This is a genomic window from Marinilactibacillus sp. 15R (genome assembly GCF_001895285.1).
Classification (GTDB): domain Bacteria; phylum Bacillota; class Bacilli; order Lactobacillales; family Carnobacteriaceae_A; genus Marinilactibacillus; species Marinilactibacillus piezotolerans.
On record NZ_CP017761.1, the window covers coordinates 443,562 to 463,039 of the forward strand.

Sequence of the window (19,478 nt, forward strand, 5' to 3'; positions counted from 1 at the left end):
ATATTTTAGCATGTAATGTCCTGTCAATTCATAAACTTTTCCTTAAATTCATACTAAAAAGCACTTTTCAAAAAAAGAAAAGTGCTTTCGAAGTTACTATTGTTTATCTATTCTACGATTCTAGACTAGTTCGAACCTACTTTAACAGATTCATAACAGTTTTCTGTACAAGAATAGGTGCAATATTGAAACTATAATTTTTTTCTAAACGTTCCGTGAACTTATGAGAGTCTTTTCCAAACGGACCGATATCAACAACCGGCAACTGCAATTGCTGCATGTCCTCGAGTGGTAGAGAATATTTCACACCGAATCCAGGCATATTTTGCTTCAACGCCTCGACTGCGCCTACTTCTCTTGGAGCAGCTGCATAACTCAGATCAGAAATATATGGGAAAAATTTCTTATATACTAACTGATAGTCTGTTTCCGTAGTATCTACAGCATCTTTAACTGCCTCAAGCAATTGTTTCTCTTGATTAGTTTTTCCTTCAACATATATGTGCGGATAGTAAGGTGGTGTAAAGTAGATAATGATAACTGGCTCTTGATTTGTCCACATCATCTGTAACCATTCCACTTCTTTCAATGCATAATCGCGATCATCTATCGAATCGTCCATCAACCATTTTTGACGATTCACTTCTAACTGATCATCCAGATCTTTCCCCTTTTCTTCGCGAACTGCAGCGTATAATTCATTATATGTCATTACTCTTACTTTAAAGGGTATAGACTCATATGATCTTTCTGTTAAAGCACAATATTTAGCATATTGATCATTTATATTCTTTAAAACTTCTGCAAAAGCCGATGTTGCGACTCCGCGCATTTTTTCCAGAACCATATCCGGTGTAGAGTAATGAGTCGCAAAGTTATAAAACGCATGCGCCGTTTTTGCGGTCTGAACAGAATATTCAGGTTTCAGATCTTGTTGTTTCAAGCTCATTGGCGGCAGGGTTACTTCTCCTTCTACAACATCACATAAATCTGTATTCAAATTGATTCGTTTGGTTAATTCTGCAACTACTTGATTAGGATCAAGTCCTTTAAAGGCTTCTCCAACATGCGTTTCTTTTCCAACTACATAAAAGGAAGGCATTAACTTCCCAACCGTACCTACATATACATATTTATTTAAATCTCCTGGATACTCCGACGTCATATAATCCGTATTGATCAGTGCCGTATATTTAAACTGATTATTTTCTCTTAATTCCACTAATTTAGGAACACAAGACCTCATCCCTACGGAATTGGCTTCTTCATCACAGACTGCACAATAAATGATATTACCCGAGAAACTTTCCAGATCTTTTTCAATTTCTTCCATCAGACTCATAATAATAGCATTACCAGCCTTCATATCAAATATTCCACGACCAAATAAGTAATTTCCAGAATTCAAATCATCTTGAACTTCCCTAGGTAATTGTTCTATTCTAGCTCTTAGTTTCTCTGTCAATTCATAAGGTAAGTGGGCAAAATCTTTCAAATCTCCATAATCTGAAATACCAACAGTATCTGTATGACCAATTAAAATAACTGTTTTTTTATTTTGTGGATCTTTCTTTCCTCGAAGAATGGAAATTACACTCTTTCTTCCCCATGGATCATCAGGAGCCGGTACAGTAATTAAATCTTCAGGATGTTCTTTAAAGTAATCAAGACCTTGAAAAAAATGCGCTACTTTCTCTGTTACTAACTGTTCTTCAATTGTCTCTGTGACACTTCTTTGCCTTGTCAACATGACGGCGAGCTCTTCAATTCTTTCTGGTCGCATCTTTATGTTCATTCTCTCTGTCCTCCAAATGTCAATCTTGCCTCACAAGTATAATTTGCTATCTAGTGGATTGCAATCCTTCTTGATTTTTTATTAAAAATCTTACTGAATAAACCCGTACCTCTATTGTTCGTAAATAATAGTATCCAAGTCAAAGTGATAGATATAGTGATCAAACGATAACTTCTTATCGTCAAATACAACTTGTTCAAATTCTGAAGAAATCATTTGGAACTCAACAATTTTTTCACGGTTTCCTGACATGTCTTCAGAAAAAATCAGATACAAGTCTTTTTCTTTATGCTCGAACACATATAATGCTGCTACTTCAGACATCCTTTTTTGCTTAACCTTTCCCAAAGTAAAGATAGATTTCAGCAATTCTGTCATTTTGAATTGGGGGGTTCGATAAGATTCCACTGATTTGATTTTGCAATTCGATTCTTTCATAGTTATTCACCTATATTCTCATTCTTGATTTTTTTCTTCATTATACTATCCGATTCTTCACTTTTTAATTTAGTCTAAGTGATTCTTCTTTTAGTTTGTCTTCGTCTTTTCTGAGTTCAGATGATCATGAGTATTCTGACATAAAAATCCACTTTAAAAGTAATTTAGTGATTATGCCGATTCTTTTGTTTGAGAACTAATAAATAATCTACTAATTGAGCAGTTTTATCCTTGATATCTGTTTCTGTAATTCCTCTATTCAAAACAAATTCTTCTTGTAATTTTGGACTGTTAGAATCTAAAACCCCTATCTTCTCATCTATGAAGCAGAAAATTGAATGTCCGCTCTCATATTCCTTATCCACTGGACTTGGATGGACATGATAAAAATAAGGCTGGCTCTTCTTATTTTTAATCACTTTAAAAAAACGCAGGGACAGTTTTTCTTCGAGTTCAGTAATAGTATTAAAATACCCTTCTCTAAGTAGCCTTGTTTTATGCATTTCAATATAAGCATCGCTTAGACCAGCCACTGATTGCTCTTCTACATCTACCATTGACTTTAAATAATCGACAACGTTAACAGGATAATCCACAATCTTAAGTTCTTCTCTATACTGATTTAGGATTGAATCTATTTCCTTTTTGTTATCCTCTGGATCATCCGGGTCAACTGTAATTCCCTCTCCTAGATAAATAAAATTTTTGGTTGCAGGGTTGCGTTTCAGCACAAAATGATCCGGGACTTTATCAACACCGCCTTGAACAAATGGATTGCATCTTAAAATTCGTGCAATCGCCATTAGACTTCCTTTCAACGCTCCATGCCTCTCTATGGCTTGTACCGTATAATTAGAACAAGTCGGATAGTATCGACAACTTGGCGCAAATAAAGGAGAGATGACTCTTTGGTAGCTTTTTACTAAACTGATCAGTACTTTTTTCAAATCAATCCTCTCCTTTCCTCATACTGAACTGAATTGATTTTATTATACCAAAACGAAAAAAAAAGAGAAGAGCCTCTAAATGAACTGACCCTTGTCAAGTAGACAATAAAATAATAAAAAATCTATATGGCAACCTGATACCGAAATTCCATCGGTGTTAGGTTGTTTTTTGTTTCTTGTAAACGTTCGAAATTATAAAATTCCATGTATTCATCAATATCTTTAATGAGTTCTTGATATAGAGTGTACTCCTTCAAATGATACGATTCGCATTTGTAGTGCCCAAAAAAGCTTTCCATTGGTGCGTTATCAATACATTTCCCCACTCTAGACATACTACGTGTAATTCCAGCTTCTGTCGTGATTTGACGGTACTGTTTAGAGGTATATTGAGAACCACGATCGCTGTGAAGAATCGGTGTCGCTTTTGGATTCTGCTTAAGGGCTTCTTTTAAAGTCTCCATAACTAAAGCATAATCGTTATTCTTGCTTATTTTGTAGGCGATAACGGTTCCATCATAAAGATCTTTAAGGGCACTTAAATAGGCCTTTTGACCCTTTCCGTATTGTAAATAAGTGATATCCGTTACCCATTTTTGATTTGGTTTATCTGCTTTGAACTGACGATTCAAAATATTCTCTTCGATATTGACATAGCTCGTTTTCGTACAATATCCTTTGGAGCGTCGAATGTGCGATTTTAGCCCCATTTTAAGCATGAGTCTCCGAATTTGTTTGCGTTCATATCTTGCTTCGATACCCTTTTGTTCATTCTCTTTATTTAGATAATGCGTGATCCGTCTATATCCAAAAATGCCTTTATATTTATAAAACATTTTTTTGATCCGTTCCATCAATCGCTGATGATCGATTTCTCTAGTTGAAGGGACATGATGCACCCATTTATAGTAGCCAGAACGAGAAACACCCAAAATAGTACACAATAAGTGAATAGGATATCTATTTTCTTGGTGAAATTCATATACTGCTTGAAACTCATCTAAACAGGATCCTATACGGGCCGATTCCTCCTTTCGATTTCCTTTAACTTTTTTATTAGACCATTTTCAGCTTCTAAATATTGATTTCTTTCTTCTAATTCTTTAATGCGTAGTTTATCGTTTTCTTCCTCTGTAAGAGATTCTTTGGGTTTGGATTTTAGAGTATGTCCACGGCGGTCACGAAGTGCTTCAGGACCGTTTGCTTTGTACTTGCGTACCCATCCATAGACTTGTTGGTAAGAAACATGATAGACTTTTTCTGCCTTGTGATAATCCAAATTATTAGCTATTGTGAATTGAACAATTTCAATTCTTTCTTTCCAGGTTGTTTTGCGCCCCTTATTCATCTGATTATTCCACCTTTTACTAATTGGTTTAAACCCTTTACCACTAGTATAAAGCTTTATCCACTTACGTAAAACGGAAGAAGAAGAAATATTGAACTTCTCACAAGTTTTCTGTACCCCCATAGCCTCCTTCAAATAATATTCTACAGCTTTTGTTTTCAGTTGAGGAGAATAGCGCTTCCAAGTCTTGGACTCTGTTAATCCTGCCACGCCATCTCCTTTATATTTTGCGATCCACCTTTTAACTGTTTCAGGAGCGACTCCGAGTTGTTTCGCCATTTTTTTAATCGAACGGTTTCCTTCCATCACATTTAGAACAGCTTCTAAACGTTCATCTAGGGTATGCTTCGTTATTCTTTTAGACATCAAAAAAACTCCCTTTATAGTGTCAGAGAATTTTTATTATTTCTCTGTCTACTATAAAGGGAGCATATCAAAACCTCGCCCTTCTCTTTATAAATTTACTTATTCTGTTTCGAAAAGTTCATCCACTGTTCTAGTTACATAACGCGCTCCTTTGATTGACTCAAACAAGTTCACGCCTTCTTTTTCAAACATATTCTGATCTACAACTTTCTGCATAGCTGCTTCTACTACTTCTGAATCCAGCCCCATAACCGGTTGACTGATTCCAAGCGTTTTACTTTTCCCTTCTCCTGTTTTAAAGCGCAATTCTAGTGTCGTTGACATAAACTATTCCTCCATTTATAGTTTTGATATACGGGGTAATTGTGGTATTGAATTGTCTCTGTTAAATTAACTAATCAACATAACGGTACTCTTCAACTAATATTGTATGTGAAGAAGGCAAATCACTTACTACATCTATTGCTTGTACAAATTGAGTAACCTGTTCATCTGTTGGTGACTGAATTACTCCATTGAAACTACGACGTACTAATTTCTCATTCTCCAGGTCTTCAAAGTAGATTCCTACTCTACTCTCTGTCCATTCTTTTTGCATAGAACATTCCTCCAATTTTTTTAACCAGCTTATTTAGTAAGTTGTGATCACTCCTTACACTATTAATAACGAATAAAGCAGTAAAAGTGTTACCTGATCTTTTATAAAAAAAGCCTGCTCTGCAGCAAGCTAAATGTCTAATTAATTAAATTTTTCTAGGGTATTATTCCTTCATCAATATTCAAATTCAGCTCCCATGTTTCAGAAACCAGGTTTTCACCAAACTCTTGATTTACTTCCTCTTTGACAATTTTAAATCCTGATTTTTTGTAGATGTGTCTCGCTGAATCCAGTATTTTCATCGTCCATAAACAGACTTTCTCGTATCCTGCTTCTTTTGCAAATCTTATAGCTTCTTCTACTAATTTAGTTGCAAGTCCCAAGCCACGCGCTTTCGGCTCTACAAACAGCAATCTTAGTTTCGCGGTTCCCTCACCTGCATTCACCAAGAAAACACAACCAATCATTTCTCCATTTTTTTCTGCGATGAAGCACCTTTCTTTTTCTGAATCGTATGTTTTAATGAACTGCGACGTAATATCACCTACAACCGCTTCAAACGCTCCTCCCCAACCAAAGTTCTTAGCTACTGTTAGAGCATGTCTATAAGTAATCCATCCCATATCCCCGAGTTGGTGGGTTCTTATTATGTATTCTTGACTTTGCATATCATTACCTCTTTCCGATTGTTCTCTTTTATTCTTCAACACTAAACCCATTTTGTCAATGTAGAAACTGTTTACTTTTTTCAAAAATATGATAGAGTAACGTCAAAAATAAAGTAATAAAATTTTCTATTTTGTTTCATACTGCACCCAGATAAATAAAACTTAAATTACGTATATTATGTTGATATACGTAATTTAGGTTTATGACTTTTTATCTTTCTAACTTTCACAGCTAAAATTTTTTAAGGTTTTTGAGTATTCATGAAACGCTCTAAAAATTCTTTTAATCTCTGCGATTGAGGATTATATAAAATTTCAGAGGGCGGGCCGTCTTCTACTATTTTCCCATCATCAAAAAACGCAATACGATCGGCCACTTCTTTTGCAAAATCCATTTCATGTGTGATTAACAACATAGATGTTTCGCCTTGATCAGCTATGTCTTTAATAACTTCGAGCACTTCTCCTACCAGTTCAGGATCAAGTGCTGAAGTCGGTTCATCAAAAATCAGTACTTTAGGTTCCATGACCAAGGCACGAGCAATAGCCACTCGTTGCTTTTGTCCTCCAGATAATTGTGCCGGGTATGCATCTGCCTTATCCAATAGCCCCACTTTATCTAATATTTCTTTCCCTTGTTTGATTGCTTCTTTTTTCTTTTTTCCTTGTACGGTTATAGGCGCTTCGATTACGTTCTCTAAAACCGTCATATGAGGGAAAAGGTGAAAATGCTGAAAAACCATTCCAATATTTGAACGGACTTTTCGTAAATGTTCTGTACTAGCCGGGCTTAACTCTCCCTTTTCATTTTTTTCATGCCATAAATAATCGCCATCTACTTCAATGGTGCCGTCTGTAATTTCTTCTAAGGTCATTAGTAATCTGGCAAATGTCGTTTTCCCGGATCCGCTTGGTCCAATTAAAGCTACTTTTTCTCCTTGCTGGATTTCAAAATCAATTTTGTCTAGTACCTGTAAATCATCAAAATATTTGGTGACTTTGTTATATTTAACAATAGGCTCTGTCATCGTTTCGTCCTTTCTTTGTATGATACTCGGTTACTGATATCTCTCAGAGATTCTATTCTCTAGGTTTCTTAATAAAAGCGAAGCAGGATAACTCAATGCTAAGAACAGTATCCCAACTATGGTAAATGGTTCCGTGTATCTGAATGTTCCCGCTCCAATATTTTTAGCCGTCTGCAGTATTTCTACTAAGGTAATAGCAGAAAGTAGCGGTGTTTCTTTAAACATTGTAATAAAGTAATTCCCTATTACTGGAAGAACCGGCGGAAAAGCTTGGGGAAGAATAATTCTTGTCCACGTTTTTCTTTTAGTAAAATTCAAAGCTGTGGCAACTTCCCATTGACCTGGATTAACAGATTCTATTCCGCTGCGAAACACTTCTGAAAGGTAGGTACTATAATGTAACCCTAACCCAATTACTCCTGCTACAAAAGGTTCTAACGAAACTCCAAACTCTGGAAAGACGTAAAAGATAAAGAACAGCTGCACTAGTATAGGTGTATTTCTCACAAACGTAACGATTCCTCCTGCAATAGCCGAAACTCCTTTAGAGTCAGAACGAATTAAAAGAGTCCATATTAGTCCAAGTACAAGCGCTAATCCAAATCCTACTATTGTTGCCGTAATCGTTACCCATAGCGCCGAGATAATTTCTGGTAGTATTTCGAATGCATAATCCCAATCCCAAATTCTCATTTACATCCTCCCTTCTGTAAGCTTTCGCTCTAATACTTTCATCCCTTTTGTCATCGGCCATGCAATCACAAAGTAAATCACTAATAAAGCAGTATAGATCTGTGTAGTCTGTAATGTCGTTGCATTCAGTACATCAGCTTGATATGTTAGATCTGTTAGAGTAATCAGCGCTACTAATGATGTACTTTTAAATAATTCAATTAACTGATTCCCAAGATTAGGCAGCATTAGTATGAAGGCTTGCGGTATAATGACTCTGCGCATACGCTGTACTTTGGTCATGTTTAAAGCAATCGTTGCTTCTATCTGACCTTCGTCCACTGATTGGATCCCGCTTCGAACAACTTCCGAAGTATACGCTCCATAATTGAGACCAATTGCTAGAACAGCTGCTGTTACTGCAGAGAGCGTAATTCCAAACATTGGCAATACGTAATATATCCAGAACAGCTGTACCAATAGTGAAGTCCCACGAAACACTTCTACATATATCCCCACTATAAACCGAATAATTTTATTCCGCGAAAGTCTCATTAACCCTCCTGCAAAACCGAGAACCAATGCTAAAATTGCGGAGAGAATAGTCGTTAGTAAAGTAATCCATAGACCCTGACCGAGTAAAGAAATTATAACTTCCCAAAAGTTCATTTTTATGCCACTTCCTTTCATTTATTACTTAATAAATTTTTATATTGGAGAGTATTTTCACTTAATTGCGTCTTCTACTGTAGCATCTCCCGGCAAGTCTTCTTCTGTAAAACCAAATTCTTGAATAATTTCCAGTAATTCACCAGACTCTTTCAACCGTTCTAGTTCTTTGTTAAAAGCCTCAATGAAATCCTGATCAGCTTCACGAAACACTGTAGCACCATAGTTGATTGCTTCTTTGCCATCTATTACTGGCTGTTTAAAATCCTCTACACGTTCAACGCCTTCATCTTGAGCTGTATCAAGTATAGATTGCAGGGAAGGACCTGTTGCAGTAATAGCATCTACTCGCCCTGCTTGCAGCGCCGCCAAAGCAGATGGCATATCTGGAACTGTCGTAACTCTATTTTCAGGTACCCCCACTTCCAATAAATAATCATATTCTACTGTCCCAGAAGGCACAGCAATAACCGCTTGTTCATTTGCTGCAATATCTTCATAAGAAAAAAGTTCCAAGGGATTTCCTTGTTCAACAGCAATAGCTTCTCCAATTGTATACTCTGGATTAGCAAATTCCACATAATCTGCTGAAGCTCTATCAGGTGTAATGAACATTCCTGCTGTTACTAAATCAAATCTTTCCGCTTGCAGTCCAGGTATAAGAGACGCAAATTCCGTTAACACTCCATCAACTTCAGTAACACCTAAATTTTCTAATATTCTTTTCGCTATTTCAACAGAAGAACCTGTTAATTCTCCACTCGCATTCTGATAAGCATATGGTTGCTCATTCGCAAAGCCTACCGTTACAGCTCCTTCTTCTTTTATCCTTTCTAGTGTCGTCTTACTTTGATCATTTCCAAAAATACTGCAACCTTGTAAAAAAAGTAATCCAACCATAAGAAAAAGGCAAAAGTTTCTTTTCTTAACTTTTGTCATCATATTTCCTCCTATTTTATTTAAATCATAAAGAATTTAAACAGTATGCTTTCATTCTTAACGATGTTTCTTCATATATTAATGCAGAAAAATAAAGAGTTATGATTCATTTATTTTAAACATCAATATGGGCGCCTTTACCTTATCAAAGATTTTTTCTTAGAGTCAACTAATCCATCTTTGCTGTATTATTAATATTATACAGGTTAGCAATGTCTATATTCTGTTTTTCAATAATTACATTATTCTTGGTAATATATTTATTTTTTTATGTAATAATTTTAACATTGTTGATAAACGAAAATATTCTTTTACTAAATAATTTCAGTTTCTCTTATAATTGATTTTACAGTAAAATCATTTAAAACCCTTTTCTTTCAACTTGGAACGTCCGTTATTTAATTTATTCCATTAAAGCTTATCCGCTCATATGATCCAAACTATATTACGTGATTTTATCACTTACTTGCGTTACAATATGATTACATACTAAGTATTATTTTCCATTTTCTAATCGAATTCTTAGAAAAGCTTCGCACCAACATATTGAAACGATTACATTTCAAGCTTTTATTTATAATACGGGCAAATCGTTTTACAGTTACCTTATGGTTTGTTACGATTGTAATTGTGCAAAAAAAGGCGCAAAAAGTCATGTTATGTAAACAAAGCCTTTTGTTACAAGCAATAAGTGAAAGTCTAATTCACTATATACAGTAAGAACAATATTATTGAGGAGGTAATGATTTCTTGACTACAAAAGTAGAAGTACAAAATTTAGTTAAAATTTTCGGTAAGAAAGAGCAGCAAGCTCTTGAGTTAATTCATCAAGGAAAACAGAAAGATGAAATTCTACAAAAAACTGGAGCAACTGTCGGTGTTAATCAAGCAAGTTTTGAAGTCCAAGAAGGCGAAATTTTTGTCATCATGGGATTATCTGGTAGTGGTAAATCAACTTTAGTTCGTATGTTAAACAGATTGATCGAACCTACAGAAGGAAACATATTAATTGATGGTGATGACATTTCCAAAATGGAGAAAAAAGAACTACGTAAGGTCCGTCGCGAAAAAATTTCGATGGTCTTTCAGAACTTTGGTCTTTTCCCTCATCGCACTATTTTAGAAAACACCGAGTATGGTTTGGAAGTTCAAGGTATTGATAAAGAAGAACGTCAGAAAAAAGCTGAACAAGCTCTTGATAATGCCGGACTTCTTCCATATAAGGATCAACACCCTAACCAATTATCTGGTGGTATGCAACAGCGTGTCGGTTTAGCGCGTGCCCTTGCGAATGATCCAGAAATCCTTTTAATGGATGAAGCATTCTCAGCATTAGATCCATTAATCCGTAGAGATATGCAAGATGAATTACTCGAAATGCAAGAAAAAATGCACAAAACAATCATATTCATCACTCATGACTTAAATGAATCTCTTAGAATCGGTGATCGTGTTGCGATTATGAAAGACGGAGAAGTGGTTCAAATTGGTACCGGTGAGGAAATCCTAACCAATCCTGCTAATGATTACGTAGAACGTTTCGTTGAAGATGTCGATCGCTCTAAAGTATTGACTGCAGAAAATATTATGGCACGTCCACAAACTGTAAGATTAGGACAAAGTGGACCTAGAGTTGCTTTAAATCGTATGAGAACAGAAAGCTTATCTAGTCTATTAGTTGTTGGAGAAAATCAAAAACTATTGGGTTATGTTGTAGCTGATGATGCTGCTCGTTTAGTTAAAGAAAACGTTGCAACATTAGAATCAATTATTCGCACAGATATCCCTAAAGTACCAAAAGAAACATTAATTCATGAATTATATGATGTCATTCATGAAGCGCAAACACCTGTAGCAGTTGTCGACGAAAACGATAGACTATTAGGAATCGTTGTTCGTGGATTAGTAATTGGTGCTCTTGCAAAAGAACGAGAGGAGGTAACAATTGATGGAGAATAGTATATTAGACTTTATCCCTCGCGTACCCGTTTCTGAATGGATCTCGAGTATGATTGACTGGTTAACAGATAATTTAGCGTTCCTATTTGGAGCAATCCAAGATGGTGGAACATGGTTTATGGATACAGTAACTGATTTGTTACTTTTAATCCCACCTATTGTATTTATTCTTATAATGGTAGCCCTAGCTTTCTTTGCGACTAAGAAGAAAATTGGAATACCTCTTTTCACATTAATTGGTTTAATTTATATTCAAAACCAAGGGTTATGGGAACCTCTAATGTATACATTTACGTTAGTTATAGTAGCAAGTTTGATTTCAATTATTATTGGTGTACCATCTGGTATTCTAATGGCAAAAAGTAAAGTTGCAAATGTGATTCTTACCCCAATATTAGACTTTATGCAGACAATGCCGGCTTTCGTTTATCTGATTCCAGCTGTAGCATTTTTCGGAATAGGTATGGTTCCCGGTGTTTTCTCAGCTGTAATATTTGCTTTACCACCTACTGTTCGCTTTACCAACTTAGGTATCCGTCAAGTTTCAGAAGAAATGGTAGAAGCTGCTGAATCATTTGGTAGCACAGGTTCACAACGCCTATTTAAAGTGGAATTGCCTCTAGCAAAAGCAACTATGATGGCTGGGATTAACCAAACTGTCTTATTAGCATTATCAATGGTCGTTATTGCTTCAATGATCGGTGCTCCAGGACTCGGTGAACGTGTAATCAACGCCTTACAACGTGCTCAAGTTGGACCTGGGTTTGTAGCTGGGCTAGCTTTAGTTGTCCTAGCAATTATCTTAGATAGAATCATGCAAGGATTTAACAAAAAATAATGATCACCATTGAGTGAGGAATATAACTTACTCGTTAAACTCTTTTTATATCACTTAACTTATGAAAAAACATCTTTGTACTCAAAGATGATAAAAACTAAAGGAGAGATTTATTTTGACAATTAATTGGAAAAAATTCGGACTAACTGCTGCTTCTGCATCAGCACTATTTTTAGCTGCCTGCAGCAATGACTCAGATTCAGCTGATTCTGGAGATGATAACGGGGTATCCGGTGAAATCAACTTAGCTTATGTTGCTTGGGATACTGAAATTGCTTCTACAAACGTAATTGCTACGGTTCTTGAAGATTATGGTTACGATGCTGAAACAACTCAGCTAGATAACGCAATCATGTGGGAAGCTGTTGCAAGCGGAGATGCTGATGCAATGGTAGCTGCCTGGTTACCCGGAACTCATGCACCTCAACTTGAAGAGTATGGAGACGATATGGTTCACTTAGGTACCAACCTTGAGGGAGCTGCAATTGGTTTAGTTGTTCCTGAGTATATGGATGTTGATTCTATTGCTGATTTAAGTGATGAAGCTGGACAAACTATTACTGGTATCGAAGCTGGTGCTGGTGTTGTAGCTGCTGCGGAACAGTCCCTTGAAGATTACGAGAATCTTGCAGATTGGAATGTGCAAACTTCTTCTTCCGGTGCTATGACAACTCAGTTAAAACAAGCAATTGATAACGAAGAAGATATTGTTATTACTGGATGGTCTCCGCACTGGATGTTCCAATCTTATGATCTTAAATATCTAGAAGATCCTGAAGGCTCATTCGGCGATGCTGAAACAATTGATACCTTTGCTCGCGAAGGTCTAGAAGAAGATATGCCAGAAGCATACCAGATTCTAGAAAACTTCCAATGGTCTACTGAAGATATGGAAGCTGTTATGTTAGATATTCAAGAAGGTACTGCCCCTGAAGATGCTGCTCGTGCTTGGGTTGATGCAAATGAAGATAAAGTAGCAGAATGGACTGACGGAGTAGGAGAATAAAATTCCCCTAAACTTTATTCGGTTTTAATAATACTTTAAAAGCTGGTTACTCTCTCTTGAGAGTAACCAGCTTTTTTTGTTTTAATACAACATTAACTTAAAGAACAATTACATTGTCCTGGTGTACACTGACACAGAATCACTTCTGGGGCCGATGTTTTTTTCTCTTCCAAAAGTTTCTGCATTTTTTCAATATCTTTTATGCTTACCGTAGTATCTTCTATCATCTGATAAAGAACAGATCCTCTTTTTTTCGAACATACTTGCTGTAATACTTCTTTACTGGATTCTTGTATACATTCCTGCTCAGTAACTTGAGGTGAGTATAAATATTTCCTGCCTTCTTCAATTGTACTTAATTTATTTTTTTTAACTAATCGGCCAATCAGTGTTTTTGTAGTAACTGGTTTCCAATTCATTTTATCTTCTAAAACTTCGCTGATATATTTACTAGTGGTTTGTTTATTTGCCCAAACAACTCTCATGACTTCCCATTCTGAAGCAGTAATTTGATTTTCCTGCATGTTACTTTCTCCTTCTGTTCGGTTAAATACTCCTATTGTTATTAGTTTACATCCGTAAACGAATCAAGTCAAGTTTTGCTTTATTAGTAATAACTTACTTTATACGAAAAATCAGTATATAAGATAACTAAACCTTATATACTGATTGATTTCCTATTCAGTTGTAATGGTTCTAACTTCTTCCCATTTAGGGGGTCGATTCAGACTCTGCGTAATTCGAAACTTCCCTGTTCCTGCTTTTTCCCCTATACTATTCAGAGCGTCTACATCGTTAAAGTGCCACCACTCAGAAGCTAAAGGTGTGAAGCCAGCCTCTGTCATATATTCCTGCAATCGTAAAGCTGGTTCTGTCACGGCACTACTTACTTCCATCTTTTTCCAGCCTTCTTGATCTTTTGATGCAATAGGCTTAGTAAACATGGCTGAATTAATACTTAGTTCATGAAGTGGCGTTTGCATTTCATAGGGTGTATAGTCCAAAACTTTAGGAACATGATAATCTCCGACGATACGTTCTGATAGTTCATCCACTCGGACAAGACTTAGGTCAATAGCTACTCCTCTTTGGTGATTTGAAACATTCGTATTTATAAACCACGTCATGCTCCACGGTTCTTTTGTTATACCCGCTTTAACTACATCGTTACTTTCTGCTAAATCAGCTAACGCTTCATTTACTAACAGTTGAACATCTCGTGGTCTAAATGTTTCATAGACTATTAAAGATTCTCCATTTTGAAGTGCAATTTGTTGAGCATCATATACTTTTTTAGCTGTTTGGTAAAGAATTGGCATTATATATGTCTCTTCATCTAATCTATTATTATAGTCAATCATCTCATATAATGCCTGCCCCGTAAGCTCTGGAATATCCACATAAGATGATTTAAATTGTGCATTGTAACTATTCGTATGATCATAAATGATTGATGGAACCACATCTGGCAAATTAATTAAAGCAAACTGATGTTTTAACCAACCCAAATTCCCAGATTCTGTTTTAACTAGCCACCATTCTTCTTTTTCTTCCTGTATTTCGAATGGAGTACCCGCTTCTAGCTTTTCAACTATTGGCGTCTGGGCGTTTGGCTCTGTATACATATTCAGTTCAATTGATGTATACCCACCAGCCCCTGTAATTGGTAATTCAAAAGGACCTTCCTCATACCAAATAGGAAACTCTGGAGTTTCAACTTCTGGTTTTTCTGTCAACTCTCCATTTTCTTCATCAGACTGGTCTACAGGAGGTAGCTCCTCTTCTACAGAGTCTTCGTCAAGCGCTTGGTTTCTATCAGAACGCACATCTTGTATAATATAGACAATCAATACAAGCAGTATCACACTAAGCACAGCGATAATAGCTGGTTTTTTATCTCTCAAATCAAAGCTCCTTTATCTATTCAATCTTAATGTTTAAATTTCAAATAATATATTTAGTTGATTTTATCACAAAAAGAATGTACTTAGTAGCAAAAGCAAGACTAAATGAGCCGGGTAAAATCAATAGAATGACCATTTTATAAAGGCATTTCTTTTACCAGGCTGTCTGTTGTATAAATAAAAGAATACAATTGCCATTAAAAATCCGAAGCGGTACGAAACGGCAGCACCGTATTCTTGTATACCCGGCAGTACGTATAGGAAAAATCCAATCGCCACATAAGCAACTACCTTTTTGTCAAACTGGTCTCGAAATACACCAAAACTAACGATCCATAATACCGCTATGTAATTCCAGTTGGCTGTATAGGCTGCTAAACAACAAGCTAAAATAAGCGCTGACTTTGCATATAAGTTCAATTTTTTATGATTCGCTATTGTCAGCGCAATCAGTCCCAAAGTTAAAGACCACATAACACTTGTCGCCTTCCATATACTCAAATTATAGTACAATACATAAGGAAAGTGAGAAATTAATGCAAATAAGAATAGTCTTTTAGTATATGCTTTTTTATTACTTGTGTAGTGATATCCTTCTGCAATCAGATAACAAATCAGTGGTGCAGCAAGTCTTCCAAAAAAATGCACACTCCAATTCAGTGGTGTTCCTTCCGGTATAAAAGCTAATGTGGCATGGTCAAAAAACATGGCAATTATAGCTACGATTTTCAGGACATTTGCATTTACTCCTGTCGAAGCTATACTTAATGATCTATCACTTTTCAATATAGGCACCCCAATCGATAATTATTACTAATAAGTATTACCAGATTTTATTATTTTCTATAACCATAAAAATTCTCTAAAGTCTAATTACTCGTATTTTCTTGAGCTAGCTTTTTCTTCAAGTAGGATGCAAGCTCCAACATGGCGTATGTATTACTCTCTTGTTCGGCGTCTGGATTGTAATTCGTATTTGTATTAACATCATAGGTATACATTTTCCCTTGTGCGTCCCTAATAAACTCTAGTGCAGCTACCTGGATATGATTTTCTGTCAAAAAATTCTGATAGGCTTTTATTTCTAGAGGAGTCAAAAGATTTTCTTTAATTTTAAACTTTACTGGTTGGATAGTTTCCCCCCGATTAGTTTCTAATGAATTGGGTATTTGACAATTATCTGCTGGGCACAATTCAAAACTGTCATTAGACTCAATTTCTACACTATAAAAGAATTCGCCTCCTATAAATTCTGCACGAACGATTTTCCCACTTGCTGATTCGATATATTGTTGAACTAAGCTGATTCCATCTATAGAATCTTCAAATTCTACTCCGTTTAGATATTCTGTCAATTCTTCCAATGAGTAAATCAGATGAACCCCCAATCCTTTGCCAGCTCTATTATGTTTAATAATAAACGGCCATTCATTAAGTGTTTTAGCTGCTTGAATAATATTTTGGATACCAACTGCACCAATGGTCTTGGGTGTTAGAATACCTACTTTATTTAAAGCAAAGTATTGTTTTAATTTACTGACTTCTAATTCAATTGCTTCTGGGCCATTTATAACTGTTCGTCCATGAAGTTCTAACCAGTTTAAAATGTGATCTGTTAACTCTGGTGCAAATCGATGTCCTCTAGTATGAGAAGAAGCACTCATTCGATTATAATAGATTCCAGGTGGCGGAGTTTCTGATAAGTTAATTAGCCCTTCAGACAAGTCCCATTCTTCGTAGGGCACTTCCAACATTTCTAATCTATCAATTAAATGTTTTGTCCACTCCATATTTTCATGAATAATATAAACTTTATTCATTAAGCATCCCTCAAGTTTATTATTTTATAGTAATCTCTTTCTTACAATTATAAGCTAATTACCATCACACTATTATTCGTGTTTCCAATCTATACTCTTGACTTTTTGTGATATAAATGAAATGTTTTAATGGACGCAAAAAAGGTTATACTTTTCTATCTTAAAAATCGTATAACCTTTTTTATATTTAATTATTAGGTATTTCTTGTTAAACTTTCTGCAAGAACCTGCATAGGATCAATCAGTGGGATTGTTACATCTTCTTGTTTTAAGGCTAGTTCTATCTCTGTACAACCTGAAATAATCACATCTACACCCGCATTGATCAATTCTAACGCAGCTTCCTGAAGTAGTCGTTTAGGAACATTTCCAATATTTCCTTGTTTAATTCCTTCTGGACCGTATATAGCTTCCATAACTTTTGCTTTTTGAGTATCGGGACTTGGATAAAAAATCTCAAATGCATCCAGCTTATTTTGAAAAAGTTCAGTTTTACGAGTTCCGGTTGTACATAATACGCCAACTTTTTTTATGTTATTTGGATTTTGTCTGAGATACTTATCCAACTCGGCAAATACGTCTGCAATTGGAATAGGTACTTCCTTTTGAACTTCTTTCAAGAAATAATTGGAGGTTATACACGGAACAGCAATAACATCTGCACCGGCTTTTTCCACATTTTTAGCAGTTTCTATCAAAGCTGGCAGTGGACTTTCGCCTTCTCCTAGTATCGCTTTTGTTCTATCAGGTATCTTAGGATTGTTATCAATAAATATCCTAAAATGATCTTGATCCTTTTTAACTCCTTTAGTCGAATGAATCAATTTGTAGAAGAAACTAGCTGTTGCTTCCGGTCCCATTCCGCCTAAAACACCGATCACTTTTTCCTGTTTATTCACTGCGCATCTTCCTTATTCAAAAAAGACTCGTCTATTCCAGCAACTCGCTCTTTCAAGGGTGCGAGTATAGCTTCTGCATCTAATTCAGGTTTCATTTCGACAAGCTGGTTCAAGATATATTTAGCTCCAAAGTCCATTCCTTGTGCTCCCCCCATTACAATCAAATCTCCTGCCTTTACTTGTTCAAGGCTTGACTGTAAAGCATCCGGCATTTCATGGTGCAACTCAACTTCTACACCAGCTTTTTCCATCGTTTTTTCAAATGCTTCAAGCTCTTTTGATGTCACTATATCTTTACTCGTTACATGGGATTCGCTTAAAGAAACAATTACCTTTTTCAAGCCCAATTCTGGAACCCATTTAGCCAAGGTCTCTGCATTTTCCAGGTTTGTTGTCACTCCTCTGCTTCCACGAATCGCATAAACTAAATGTAAATCGTTGTAATCCATTTTTGTGAGTGTTTCTAACGTTACGTCAATATTGCCTGCATTAGCAAAATGATCATCTACTATTTTAAAATCATTTTCATAAATAAACTGGAATCTGCGTTCTACACCTTTGAAATTTCTGATTCCTCTCTGAATTGTCGAGATAGAAACACCACTAATCAAACCAATGGCAATTGCACTCATTGCATTGTAAACAGAATGATATCCAGCTACTGAGAGTGTTACTTCAAAAGAAGATTCCTTTACCCAATCACCATTCACTGTTTGAAAAGGTCGTTTGATTTCAACTGTGAAGGTTCCTCTTCCTGTGGACAAATCAATATCTGAACAATATAAATGCCCATTATCATTTTCTATACCGTACGTGACAGTAGTTGCTTTTGTTTCCTGGGCTAACGATGCGGAATGAGCATCGTCTAAATTTAATACTGCAAATTCATCGGCAGAAGCTTCTCTGATCAGACTTGCTTTCGCATTATAATATTCTTCAAAGGAACCATGAAGATCAATGTGTTCCCGACTGATATTGTTTAGCGCTACAATGTTAAAGTCAACATTTCCTACCCTTTTCAAATCTAACGCAGAAGAAGAAACTTCCATTGTTACATGAGAAATATTTTCGTCACGCATTTTCGCAAAGTATTCATGCAAGTCAAGTGACTCAGGGGTTGTTAAAACGCTCGGAATCAATGTCTCACCGAATTTGACCATAACTGTACCCATAAGTCCAGTTTTCCAGTTGTTTTCTTCTAAAATTGCATTAGTCATAAATGATGTAGATGTTTTACCATTGGTAGCTGTTATTCCAATAACATTTAAGTCTTTAGAAGGATGATTATAATACTGATCACCAAGAGCTGCTAGCGCCTGACGGGAATCATCAACTAAGTATTGGGCAACATGAAGATTCGGGACAAATTCTTCTACCACAAGCGCTGCTGCCCCACTTTGAACTGCCTTTTCTGCGTATTGATGTCCATCTGTTTTATATCCTCTGATACAAACAAACAGTGCATCTTTTTTTACTTTTTCTGAATGATAAGCCACTTCAGAGACCAATTGATCATGATGGTTTTTCGATTCTTTTACTTCAATTGCATCAAGTAAAGTTGATAATTGAATCATTAGTCGTTTC

At 35.9% G+C, this 19,478-nt stretch carries 16 protein-coding genes and 3 pseudogenes; 2 read left to right on the forward strand and 17 right to left on the reverse strand.

Translation table 11 applies throughout. The annotated features are described in order from the left end of the window. Positions 1–136 precede the first annotated feature (136 nt). The 11 genes and pseudogenes from BKP56_RS02210 to ehuB form a co-directional block, all read right to left on the reverse strand. The gene (locus BKP56_RS02210) at positions 137–1,795 is read right to left on the reverse strand and encodes a M20/M25/M40 family metallo-hydrolase (RefSeq protein ID WP_072693516.1); all 1,659 of its coding nucleotides are present in this window, start codon (positions 1,793–1,795) and stop codon (positions 137–139) included. A 111-nt stretch (positions 1,796–1,906) separates the two neighbouring features. Further along, positions 1,907–2,233, reverse strand: coding sequence for a hypothetical protein (locus tag BKP56_RS02215; protein ID WP_072693517.1), 327 nt, complete (start codon positions 2,231–2,233; stop codon positions 1,907–1,909). Between the two features lie 704 nt (positions 2,234–2,937). Next, positions 2,938–3,180 (reverse strand): annotated as a pseudogene (gene yidD, locus BKP56_RS13955) (membrane protein insertion efficiency factor YidD); the annotation flags it as partial. 122 nt (positions 3,181–3,302) lie between these two features. Continuing rightward, positions 3,303–4,894 (reverse strand): annotated as a pseudogene (locus tag BKP56_RS13575) (IS3 family transposase). Between the two features lie 99 nt (positions 4,895–4,993). Further along, positions 4,994–5,218, reverse strand: coding sequence for a DUF2922 domain-containing protein (locus BKP56_RS02235; protein WP_072693520.1), 225 nt, complete (start codon positions 5,216–5,218; stop codon positions 4,994–4,996). Positions 5,219–5,288: 70 nt separating this feature from the next. Then, entirely contained in the window at positions 5,289–5,492 is a 204-nt protein-coding gene (locus tag BKP56_RS02240) for a DUF1659 domain-containing protein (RefSeq protein ID WP_072693521.1), read from the reverse strand. Between the two features lie 155 nt (positions 5,493–5,647). After that, positions 5,648–6,211 carry a GNAT family N-acetyltransferase gene (locus BKP56_RS02245; RefSeq protein ID WP_083540442.1) on the reverse strand — a complete coding sequence of 188 codons (564 nt, stop codon included), beginning with the start codon at positions 6,209–6,211 and terminating at the stop codon, positions 5,648–5,650. A 191-nt stretch (positions 6,212–6,402) separates the two neighbouring features. After that, positions 6,403–7,188 carry an ectoine/hydroxyectoine ABC transporter ATP-binding protein EhuA gene (gene ehuA / locus BKP56_RS13710; RefSeq protein WP_156849202.1) on the reverse strand — a complete coding sequence of 262 codons (786 nt, stop codon included), beginning with the start codon at positions 7,186–7,188 and terminating at the stop codon, positions 6,403–6,405. A 30-nt stretch (positions 7,189–7,218) separates the two neighbouring features. Further along, positions 7,219–7,881, reverse strand: coding sequence for an ectoine/hydroxyectoine ABC transporter permease subunit EhuD (gene ehuD, locus BKP56_RS13715; protein WP_198033971.1), 663 nt, complete (start codon positions 7,879–7,881; stop codon positions 7,219–7,221). Continuing rightward, positions 7,882–8,529, reverse strand: coding sequence for an ectoine/hydroxyectoine ABC transporter permease subunit EhuC (gene ehuC, locus BKP56_RS02260; protein WP_072693524.1), 648 nt, complete (start codon positions 8,527–8,529; stop codon positions 7,882–7,884). Between the two features lie 57 nt (positions 8,530–8,586). Beyond that, entirely contained in the window at positions 8,587–9,468 is an 882-nt protein-coding gene (ehuB, locus tag BKP56_RS02265; protein WP_072693525.1) for an ectoine/hydroxyectoine ABC transporter substrate-binding protein EhuB, read from the reverse strand. 750 nt (positions 9,469–10,218) lie between these two features. Here ehuB and BKP56_RS02270 point away from each other — a divergent pair. Further along, positions 10,219–11,427, forward strand: coding sequence for a quaternary amine ABC transporter ATP-binding protein (locus BKP56_RS02270; RefSeq protein ID WP_072693526.1), 1,209 nt, complete (start codon positions 10,219–10,221; stop codon positions 11,425–11,427). Further along, positions 11,417–13,271, forward strand: a pseudogene (locus BKP56_RS14175) (ABC transporter permease/substrate binding protein). The gene BKP56_RS02270 and the pseudogene BKP56_RS14175 overlap by 11 nt, the downstream one beginning before the upstream one ends. Positions 13,272–13,363: 92 nt before the next feature. On the opposite strand, the gene BKP56_RS02285 reads toward BKP56_RS14175, so the two are convergent. The 6 genes from BKP56_RS02285 to BKP56_RS02310 form a co-directional block, all read right to left on the reverse strand. Further along, positions 13,364–13,795, reverse strand: a complete 432-nt coding sequence (locus BKP56_RS02285) for a CopY/TcrY family copper transport repressor (RefSeq protein WP_072693529.1) — start codon at positions 13,793–13,795, stop codon at positions 13,364–13,366. A 153-nt stretch (positions 13,796–13,948) separates the two neighbouring features. After that, on the reverse strand, positions 13,949–15,175 hold the full coding sequence (locus BKP56_RS02290; RefSeq protein ID WP_072693530.1) for an SH3 domain-containing protein: 1,227 nt from the start codon (positions 15,173–15,175) through the stop codon (positions 13,949–13,951). Between the two features lie 120 nt (positions 15,176–15,295). Then, positions 15,296–15,961: a TraX family protein gene (locus BKP56_RS02295; RefSeq protein ID WP_198033972.1), complete on the reverse strand. Its 666-nt coding sequence runs from the start codon at positions 15,959–15,961 to the stop codon at positions 15,296–15,298. Between the two features lie 83 nt (positions 15,962–16,044). Continuing rightward, entirely contained in the window at positions 16,045–16,995 is a 951-nt protein-coding gene (locus tag BKP56_RS02300; protein WP_072693532.1) for an ATP-grasp domain-containing protein, read from the reverse strand. A gap of 194 nt (positions 16,996–17,189) precedes the next feature. Then, positions 17,190–17,894: an aspartate/glutamate racemase family protein gene (locus BKP56_RS02305; RefSeq protein ID WP_072693533.1), complete on the reverse strand. Its 705-nt coding sequence runs from the start codon at positions 17,892–17,894 to the stop codon at positions 17,190–17,192. Beyond that, complete coding sequence (locus tag BKP56_RS02310) at positions 17,891–19,468, reverse strand: Mur ligase family protein (RefSeq protein ID WP_072693534.1); 1,578 nt, start codon at positions 19,466–19,468, stop codon at positions 17,891–17,893. The genes BKP56_RS02305 and BKP56_RS02310 overlap by 4 nt, the downstream gene beginning before the upstream one ends. Positions 19,469–19,478 lie beyond the last annotated feature (10 nt).

Bases quoted from the DNA above. Each gene is read 5' to 3' on its own strand.
- BKP56_RS02245 (WP_083540442.1), bottom strand. From the start codon at position 6,211: ATGGGTTTAGTGTTGAAGAATAAAAGAGAACAATCGGAAAGAGGTAAT.
- BKP56_RS02285 (WP_072693529.1), bottom strand. From the start codon at position 13,795: ATGCAGGAAAATCAAATTACTGCTTCAGAATGGGAAGTCATGAGAGTT.
- ehuA (WP_156849202.1), bottom strand. From the start codon at position 7,188: ATGACAGAGCCTATTGTTAAATATAACAAAGTCACCAAATATTTTGAT.
- BKP56_RS02235 (WP_072693520.1), bottom strand. From the start codon at position 5,218: ATGTCAACGACACTAGAATTGCGCTTTAAAACAGGAGAAGGGAAAAGT.
- BKP56_RS02210 (WP_072693516.1), bottom strand. From the start codon at position 1,795: ATGAACATAAAGATGCGACCAGAAAGAATTGAAGAGCTCGCCGTCATG.
- BKP56_RS02215 (WP_072693517.1), bottom strand. From the start codon at position 2,233: ATGAAAGAATCGAATTGCAAAATCAAATCAGTGGAATCTTATCGAACC.
- BKP56_RS02240 (WP_072693521.1), bottom strand. From the start codon at position 5,492: ATGCAAAAAGAATGGACAGAGAGTAGAGTAGGAATCTACTTTGAAGAC.
- BKP56_RS02300 (WP_072693532.1), bottom strand. From the start codon at position 16,995: ATGAATAAAGTTTATATTATTCATGAAAATATGGAGTGGACAAAACAT.
- ehuD (WP_198033971.1), bottom strand. From the start codon at position 7,881: ATGAGAATTTGGGATTGGGATTATGCATTCGAAATACTACCAGAAATT.
- ehuC (WP_072693524.1), bottom strand. From the start codon at position 8,529: ATGAACTTTTGGGAAGTTATAATTTCTTTACTCGGTCAGGGTCTATGG.
- BKP56_RS02310 (WP_072693534.1), bottom strand. From the start codon at position 19,468: ATGATTCAATTATCAACTTTACTTGATGCAATTGAAGTAAAAGAATCG.
- ehuB (WP_072693525.1), bottom strand. From the start codon at position 9,468: ATGACAAAAGTTAAGAAAAGAAACTTTTGCCTTTTTCTTATGGTTGGA.